This is a genomic window from Blastococcus sp. CCUG 61487, from assembly GCF_005222955.1.
Taxonomy (GTDB): Bacteria; Actinomycetota; Actinomycetes; order Mycobacteriales; family Geodermatophilaceae; genus Blastococcus.
Window position 1 is genome coordinate 1 of sequence record NZ_LWUA01000169.1, and the last position, 1,222, is coordinate 1,222.

Consider the following 1,222-nt stretch of genomic DNA (forward strand, 5'->3'; position numbering starts at 1 on the left):
GCGCGGAGGTCGCCGCCGAGCGGCTGGCCGAGCGCCGGGGCGCCGCCGAGCAGCAGGAGGACTCCGACGTCGCCCTGGTCACTGCGCACCAGGACGCCGTCGCCGGGCACGCCGCCGCCGCCGCCCACGTCACCGAGCTGACCGCCGCCGAGCGCGAGGCCGAGCGCGATCGCGCCTCCTGGCAGGCCCGTCGCGACGCCCTGGCCCTGGGCCTCGCCCCGGCCGACGGCGCGGCCGCCGTCCTCGGCGCGGGGCTGCCCGGTGTCCTCGGCCCCGTGGCCGAGCGGATCACCGTCCACCCGGGCGACGAGGTGGCGCTGGCCGCCGCGCTGGGCGGCATGGCCGATGCGGTGGTGGTGTCCGGGGTGGCCGAGGCCGCGGCCGCGCTGGCCCACCTCGCCGATGGCGACGGCGGACGGGCCGGGCTCCTGGTGACCGGCGGCCTGCCGCCGGTGCCGCGTGAAGGCTGGCCGGAGCTGCCCGCCGGTGCCCGCTGGGCGCTCGATGCCGTGGCCGCGCCCGCCGAGCTGGAGCCTGCCCTGGCCCGCGCGCTGGAGCGGGTCGCGCTCGTGCCCGACCTGGCCGCGGCGGTCGACCTGGTGCGCATCCACCCGCGGGTGCGGGCGGTCACCGCCGACGGCGACCTGCTCGGCGCCGACTGGGCGCTGGGCGGGCAACGCGACGCCCCGTCCAACCTCGAGGTGCGCGCCCGCGTCGATGAGGCCGACCGCGAGCTCGCGGCCGCCGTCACCCGTGCCGCCGAGCTGGCCGACCAGCTGGCCGCCGCCCGTGAGGTCGCCCGCGCCCGTTCGGCCGACGTCGACGCGCGCTGACCGCGCGGCAGGCCGCGGACGAGGGCCGGTCGGCCGTCGCCGCGGAGCTCGCCGAGCTGGGTGCCGCCGCCCGTTCGGCCACGGCCGAGGCCGAGCGGCACGAGGCCGCCCGTGTCCGCGCCGAGGCGGCCCTCGAGCAGGCCCAGGTGGCGCTGTCGGACCTGGAGCAGCGGCTGGCCGAGGCGCAGCAGGCGCCGATGGAGGAGGAGCCCCCGACCGAGGAGCGCGACCGGCTGCGCGCGGAGGTCGCGGCTGCCCGTCAGGGGGAGACGGAGGCGAGGCTCGCCGTCCGCACCGCCGAGGAACGGGCGCGGGCCCTGCACGGCCGCGCGGAGTCCCTCCGCCGCCAGGCGCGGCAGGAACGCGCCGCCCCGCGAGCGCGCCGCGGC

The 1,222-nt window shown here is 81.3% G+C and carries 2 protein-coding genes; both read left to right on the top strand.

Annotated features, from left to right (window positions below):
* The coding region (locus A6V29_RS09520) for an SMC hinge domain-related protein (protein WP_502700081.1) at window positions 1-833 on the top strand (833 nt) is incomplete at its 5' end.
* A 146-nt stretch (window positions 834-979) separates the two neighbouring features.
* On the top strand, window positions 980-1,222 hold a 243-nt coding region (locus A6V29_RS21600; protein ID WP_249933145.1), incomplete at its 3' end, for a hypothetical protein.